Here is a 5723-nt window from a genome sequence, read left to right on the forward strand (position 1 = left end):
CGACGGCCAGGTGCACCTGACCTCCAAGGACAGCGACTTCGTGCCAGTCGGCAGCCTGGGCCAGGAAGATCGCTACTTCGCCTACAACAGCCGGGTGAACCAGGGCGGTACGCCAAGCGAGCAGGTCATCGACATGAACCGCCAGGCCAACGGCCGCGACTACCGGCTGGAGACCGACGGCGACAATCCGGTAGAGGGCCTGCGCCAGGGCGGCGACGGACGCACCCGCGGCTACTCCGACCAGCACCCCGGCGTGCAGGCGTAGGGAGGCGCAGCGATGTTCCAGCGCCTCAAAGCCGCGATGAGCCACATGTCGGGGGACCTCAGGTCCCCCGCCAAGGACATGATGAACCGCATGCGCGGCGATCCCACCACGCCGACCGAGTACGCCAAGGCCGGCCAGAAGGTCGCCGCCGACGTCACCCGCCTCCTGGAGGAGGACCACAGGGTGGTGATGGGCTGGTTCGACGCCTACCAGTTCGAGACCGACCCTTCGTACAAGGAGGCCTGGGCGGTGCGCATCTGCACGGCGCTGATGGCCCACATGCAGGCCGAGGAGGAGGTCCTCTATCCCGCCGCCCGCAAGGCCTTCGCCGACAAGGGGATGGTCGAGGAGGCCGAGCGCGAGCACGACGAGGCCAAGCAGCTGATCGACCGGATCGTCGAGGCGGGCGCGGCCACGTCCGAGGAGGAGGATCTGGTTCTCACCCTGTCGGCCGCTATCCAGACCCACGTGACGGAAGAAGAGACCGAGTTCTTCCCGAAGATCCGCCAGACTGACCTGGATCTCTACGAACTCGGTGAACAGCTCGCCGCCCGCCGGACAGAGATCCTCCAGGCCTTGACGGGCACCGGGCCGATGCCGGCGCGAACGCTGCACTGACTTTGCCGTCATCCCGGCCAAAGCGCAGCGGAGAGCCGGGACCCAGACTTCCGCACAGAGGACTGGGTCCCGGATCGGCCTTACGGCCGTGCGGGGATGACGGAAGGTGTTAAGCCGTCGCGAGCCGCAGCGGGTTCGGACCGTAGCGGTTGGTCCCGGGCTCGCCGCCCATGACCCCGAGCTCGACCAGCGCCCAGAGCAGCACCAGCACGAACAGGAAGTCGAAGAAGCTCTCGGGCCTGGGCCACACCGCCACCACCGCCAGCAGCACCAGCCCCGCCCACCAGCCGGAGCGGCCGCGGTCGTGCAACCGCTTCGAGAGCACGCAGGCGCCCGAATAGATCAGCGCCGGATAGACGAACCAACCGGTAATCCAGTGCAGGGTCGGTCCCATGGCCGCCTCGTAGAGCGCGGCGAGCGTCACCAGCACGGCCGCGGCGATCAGCGAGGCTCCCCGTGGAGCCCGCCCGCCGGCGCTGAAGAACAGCTCGGCCCAGTTCATCGCCGTCCGCTCACTGGGAGAAGGACAAGACGGCCAGCAGCCGCATCACGCCCGGGCCGATGGTCAGCAGCAGCAGCACCACGACGACGATCGCGAGGATCAGGCCAGCGTTCTTGCGCGAGCCGATGAAGGACTCGCCCTGTCCGGGCCGGCGGCCGCGGTTGTTGGGCGGCGGCGGCGGGGCCTGGGGCTTACGCTTGGCGGCCGCCTGACGGTAGCGGCGCAGGTCCACCACCTCGGGTCTCTGGTCGTGGCCGTTGGGCTTCCTGGCCATATCGCTCACGCAAACTCCACCAGCACTTCGTCCGCCGAGACGCTGTCGCCGGGCTTGGCGCCCACCGTCTTCACCACCCCGTCCCGCTCGGCGCGAATGATGTTCTGCATCTTCATCGCCTCGACGATGGCCACCTGCTCGCCGGCCTTGACCTCCTGTCCGGGCGCCACGTCCAGCGCGACCACCAGCCCCGGCATCGGCGAGACCACCAGCTTGGAGGTGTCGGCAGCCTTCTTGGGCGGCAGCTTCCCGTGCAGCTCGGCCGAACGCGGCGTCAGGACCAGCACGTGCAGGCTGCAGGCGCGGCGCCGAATGGTAAAGCCCTCCGCCGCCGCGCGCACCTGCAGCGCAAAGCCGCGCCCGTCGATCGCGCCGCGGAACACCGGCTGGCCCGGCCGCCAGGCGATGTCAGTGAGCAGCAGGGTGCGGCCCTCGTCGGTCAGCTCGACCTTCAAAGCATCGCCGGCCCAGGACAGCCGCACCGGCCGCCTCGCCTGACCGACGAGCACCACCCAGTCCTCACGAGGCGGCCGTGTCCGGTCGGCCCGTTGCGCGAGGACCAGATGCATGGCGCAGCCTGCGGCGGTGATCACGTCCCGGTCGGCGTCGGTCGGCGGAACGCCGTGGAAGCCCTCCGGGAACACGTCGCCGATGTAGCTGGTGGAGAGCCGCCCGTCGCGGAACCGCTGCTCGTCCATCACCGCCGACAAGAAGGGGATGTTGTGCCCCGGCCCCTCGATGTGGAAGTCCTCGAGGGCGGCGGCCATGGTGTCCACCGCGGTGATCCGGTCCGGCCCCCAGGTGGCCAGCTTGGAGATCATCGGGTCGTAGAACATGGAGATCTCGTCGCCTTCGCGCACCCCGGCGTCGTTGCGCACCTTGCCGGCGCCCAGTTCCCCCTCGCCCGGCGGGTCGTAGCGAACCAGCCGCCCGACCGACGGCAGGAAGCCCCGGTAGGGGTCCTCGGCGTAGATGCGGCTCTCGATGGCCCAGCCGTCGATCTTCAGGTCGGCCTGCGAGAAGCCCAGCGGCTCGCCCGCCGCCACCCGGATCATCTGCTCGACGAGGTCGATCCCGGTGATCAGCTCGGTGACCGGGTGCTCCACCTGCAGCCGGGTGTTCATCTCGAGGAAGAAGAAGCTCTTGTCCTGCCCGGCCACGAACTCGACGGTGCCCGCCGAATCGTAGCCCACGGCCCGGGCCAGCGCGATCGCCTGCGCCCCCATCGCCGCCCGGGTCGGCTCGTCCAGCAGCGGGCTCGGCGCCTCCTCGACGACCTTCTGATTGCGCCGCTGGATCGAGCATTCCCGCTCGAACAGGTGGACGATGTTCCCGTGCTTGTCGCCCAGCACCTGCACCTCGATGTGGCGCGGGCTTTCGATGAACTTCTCGATGAAGATGCGGTCGTCGCCGAAGCTGGCGGCGGCCTCGGCGCGCACCGCGGGGAAGCCCTCCTCCACGTCCTGGTCGGAGCGGGCGACGCGGATCCCCTTGCCGCCGCCGCCGGCCGAGGCCTTGATCATCACTGGATAGCCGACCTCGCGGCTGATCCGCACCGCTTCGGCCACGTCGGCGATCTCGCCCACGTGCCCCGGCACGGTGGAGACGCCGGCCGCCTGGGCGGCGCGTTTGGAGGCGATCTTGTCCCCCATGGCCGCAATGGCCTCGGGATTGGGGCCGATGAACACGATCCCCTCCTCCGCCAGCCGTTTCGCGAACACCGGGTTCTCGGAGAGGAAGCCGAAACCGGGGTGGACGGCCTCGGTGCCCGTCTGGCGGCAGGCGTCGACGATCTTGTCCATCACCAGGTAAGACTGGGCGGCCGGCGGCGGGCCGATGAACACCGACTCGTCGGCCATCTCGACCGCCAGGCTGTCGGCGTCGGCTTCGGAGTAGACGACCACGGTGCGGATGCCCATCCGCCGGCAGGTCTTGATGATCCGGACCGCGATCTCGCCCCGGTTGGCGATGAGGATCTTTCCGAACACGTCCCTTCGCCTAGCGCAGCCGAACCGCCGTGCCCGCGGCGGTGACCATCAGCATGCCGTTGTCGGCCCCGAGAGCCTCGTAGTCGAGGTCGATGCCGATGACCGCCGTCGCGCCGCGGCCGGCCGCCTCGTCGCACATCTCCTGCAGGGCGATGTCGCGCGCCTGGCGCAGCGCCTTCTCGTAGCCTCCGGCCCGGCCGCCGATGATGTTTGTGATGCCGGCGAAGAAGTCGCGGAAGATGTGGGCCCCGATGATCGCCTCGCCCGAGACCACACCGAGGGTCTCGGCCACCTCGCGCCCGGGAATCTCCGGCGTCGTAGACGTCAGCATGGTCTAATCCGTCCTCCGGCCTTGGTGCGTCGTCGGCGGGACCTTAAATTGACCGGCATGAGCACGCCAGCGGTCTCCCCCTCCGGTTTCGACCTCTCGCCGCCTTCCGCTGAGGAACGCAAGCGCCTGGAAGCCGACCTCACCCCGGAGGAGGCCGACGTCCTCCTGCACCACGGCACCGAGGCGCCCTTCTGCGGCGGCCTTCTGGATAACAAGGAGGACGGCGCCTACTGCTGCCGCCTCTGCGGACTGCCGCTGTTCCAGGCCAGGACCAAGTTCGAGAGCGGCACCGGCTGGCCGAGCTTCTACGCGCCCATCGACGAGGCCCATGTGATCGGCGTGCGCGACGTCAGCTACGGCATGGTGCGCATCGAGACCCGCTGCGCCCGCTGTGACAGCCACCAGGGCCACGTCTTCCCCGACGGCCCGCCGCCCACCCGGCTGCGCTACTGCATCAACTCGGTGTCGCTGGAGTTCGTGCCGAACGGCCACCCCCTGCGCGATCCGCTAGGGCGTGGAGACAACGCGGCGAAGGTCACGGCTTAGCTCCTGTCATCCCGGAGAGCCGCGAAGCGGCTCATCCGGGACCCAGACGCCCCCGCGCCACCTCTGGGTCCCGGCTCTCCGCTGCGCTTCGGCCGGGATGACCTGAGTTATGACACCCCCAACTCCTCCGCCGCGATCTCAAGTATCCTCAGCGCGCGCCATGGATCGTCGCCGTCGCTGAGCGTCCAGCTGGCCGAGAGGCCGCAGTAGGCGATCGTCCACATCAGCTGCCGCTCGTGCTCCAGCCCTGCCGCCTCGCAGATCACGTCCAGCTGGTCGGCCAGCCGCCCGGGCGCGGTCGCCGTCACCACGTCCGGGTTGCACAGCATGTTGGCGTGATCGTAGCCGCGCTCGCCGACCACCCCCTTCGGATCGATCGCCAGCCAGCCGCGCTGCGCGTCGTGCAGCACGTTGCCGTGGTGGATGTCCCCGTGCAGCACGACGATGTCCTGCGGCGTCTGCAGCAGCTCCTGGGCGACCGAGGCGGCCAGGGCGTAGGGCCCGCCGTGGCGGTTGGCCGCCACCGCCAGCTCCCGGAACCACAGCGGCAGGGGAACGAGGCTCTGCGGCGGATCGTCGTCCCGAGGCTCGTGCAGCCTGGCGGCCGTCTCGCAGAGGATGCGCGTCGCCGCCTCGTCTTCGCCGCTCCGCGCCATCTCGGCGAGGGTCAGCGTTCCCACGGCCCGCTCCATCAGCAGCGCCTCGGCCTCGAGCGCCAGCACGCGTACGGCCCCCTCGCCGCCGTACCAGGCCAAGAGCGCCGCCCCGCGCTTCTCCTCCTCGGCGGTGGCGAGCTTCAGCATCGCCGGCGCCTCCCCGCGCCGTACCGGCAGCAGGGCCCCGGCCAGCGACTCGAACGGCGCGCCGTCGGGCGTCAGGCCCCACTTCGCCAGCCACGGCTCGAACCGGTTCATCAGCCCTTCTTACCCGATCATCCCGGCGGACGCCGGGACCCAGAATGGCGAACGCAGACACGCCGTCCATGTAGCGCAGCACTCATCCAGCCGCTCATCAGACCTTGGATCTGGATCCCGGCTTTCGCCGGGACGAGCGGGTGGAGGGGGCGCGGCGGCTCCCACTGCGACCATCCGCCATAAAAGCTTGGCTGGAACACCGGCGGTATCGTTCGCGCACCTAGCCGGGAAACGCCTGACATGAAACTCACCACCGCCGAAGCCAAGGCCCGCGCCGACGAGGTG

General features: G+C 69.8%; 7 protein-coding genes and 1 pseudogene. 3 read left to right on the top strand and 5 right to left on the bottom strand.

Annotation, left to right across the window (positions count from 1 at the left end; translation table 11 throughout):
• A pseudogene (locus tag VHK87_RS09360) lies at nucleotides 1–265 on the top strand (hypothetical protein); the annotation flags it as partial.
• Between the two features lie 12 nt (nucleotides 266–277).
• On the top strand, nucleotides 278–883 hold the full coding sequence (locus VHK87_RS09365; protein ID WP_329634631.1) for a hemerythrin domain-containing protein: 606 nt from the start codon (nucleotides 278–280) through the stop codon (nucleotides 881–883).
• A gap of 109 nt (nucleotides 884–992) precedes the next feature.
• Here VHK87_RS09365 and VHK87_RS09370 read toward each other — a convergent pair whose 3' ends face one another.
• Genes VHK87_RS09370 through VHK87_RS09385 form a run of 4 tightly spaced genes read right to left on the bottom strand, consistent with a single transcriptional unit; the run spans nucleotide 993 to nucleotide 3978 of the window.
• Nucleotides 993–1385, bottom strand: coding sequence for a DUF805 domain-containing protein (locus VHK87_RS09370; RefSeq protein ID WP_329634632.1), 393 nt, complete (start codon nucleotides 1383–1385; stop codon nucleotides 993–995).
• A 10-nt stretch (nucleotides 1386–1395) separates the two neighbouring features.
• The gene (locus VHK87_RS09375) at nucleotides 1396–1668 is read right to left on the bottom strand and encodes a hypothetical protein (protein ID WP_329634633.1); all 273 of its coding nucleotides are present in this window, start codon (nucleotides 1666–1668) and stop codon (nucleotides 1396–1398) included.
• Nucleotides 1665–3647 carry an acetyl/propionyl/methylcrotonyl-CoA carboxylase subunit alpha gene (locus tag VHK87_RS09380; protein ID WP_329634634.1) on the bottom strand — a complete coding sequence of 661 codons (1983 nt, stop codon included), beginning with the start codon at nucleotides 3645–3647 and terminating at the stop codon, nucleotides 1665–1667. Before VHK87_RS09380 ends, VHK87_RS09375 begins: the two co-directional genes overlap by 4 nt.
• 10 nt (nucleotides 3648–3657) lie before the next feature.
• Nucleotides 3658–3978 carry a heavy metal-binding domain-containing protein gene (locus VHK87_RS09385; RefSeq protein WP_329634635.1) on the bottom strand — a complete coding sequence of 107 codons (321 nt, stop codon included), beginning with the start codon at nucleotides 3976–3978 and terminating at the stop codon, nucleotides 3658–3660.
• 57 nt (nucleotides 3979–4035) lie between these two features.
• On the opposite strand from VHK87_RS09385, the gene msrB reads away from it, so the two are divergent.
• The gene (msrB, locus tag VHK87_RS09390) at nucleotides 4036–4524 is read left to right on the top strand and encodes a peptide-methionine (R)-S-oxide reductase MsrB (RefSeq protein ID WP_414694136.1); all 489 of its coding nucleotides are present in this window, start codon (nucleotides 4036–4038) and stop codon (nucleotides 4522–4524) included.
• A 107-nt stretch (nucleotides 4525–4631) separates the two neighbouring features.
• Here msrB and VHK87_RS09395 read toward each other — a convergent pair whose 3' ends face one another.
• Nucleotides 4632–5438 (bottom strand): aminoglycoside phosphotransferase family protein, encoded by an 807-nt coding sequence (locus VHK87_RS09395; protein WP_329634637.1) that lies wholly within the window; start codon nucleotides 5436–5438, stop codon nucleotides 4632–4634.
• Nucleotides 5439–5723 lie beyond the last annotated feature (285 nt).

This window comes from Phenylobacterium sp. (assembly GCF_036263695.1).
Taxonomy (GTDB): Bacteria; Pseudomonadota; Alphaproteobacteria; order Caulobacterales; family Caulobacteraceae; genus Phenylobacterium.